This is a genomic window from Clostridium sp. AF27-2AA, from assembly GCF_003478505.1.
Classification (GTDB): Bacteria; Bacillota; Clostridia; order Lachnospirales; family Lachnospiraceae; genus Brotaphodocola.
Window position 1 is genome coordinate 201105 of the sequence record NZ_QUFI01000002.1, and the last position, 282, is coordinate 201386.

A 282-nucleotide genomic window follows, 5' to 3' on the forward strand; every position below is an offset into this window, starting at 1 on the left:
TTTTACAATATAAAATTGTAATGATCTGAATACAGATCAGCGACCCGGATGGGGTTCGAACCCACGACCTCCGCCGTGACAGGGCGGCGCTCTAACCAGCTGAGCCACCAGGCCAAAATATAAAATAAAGCTGGAATTGAAAATGGACCTTCAGGGACTCGAACCCAGGACCGACCGGTTATGAGCCGGTTGCTCTAACCAACTGAGCTAAAGGTCCGAAACCTTGAGGTCCTTTCAGACCAGCTCCCCGAGTAGGACTTGAACCTACGACAGCGCGGTTAA

General features: G+C 50.7%; 2 tRNA genes. Both read right to left on the reverse strand.

Annotated elements, in window-relative coordinates:
- Positions 1–40: 40 nt before the first annotated feature.
- Positions 41–114, reverse strand: a tRNA-Asp gene (locus DWY84_RS02575).
- A gap of 29 nt (positions 115–143) precedes the next feature.
- Positions 144–217: transfer RNA gene (locus DWY84_RS02580), tRNA-Ile, on the reverse strand.
- Positions 218–282 lie beyond the last annotated feature (65 nt).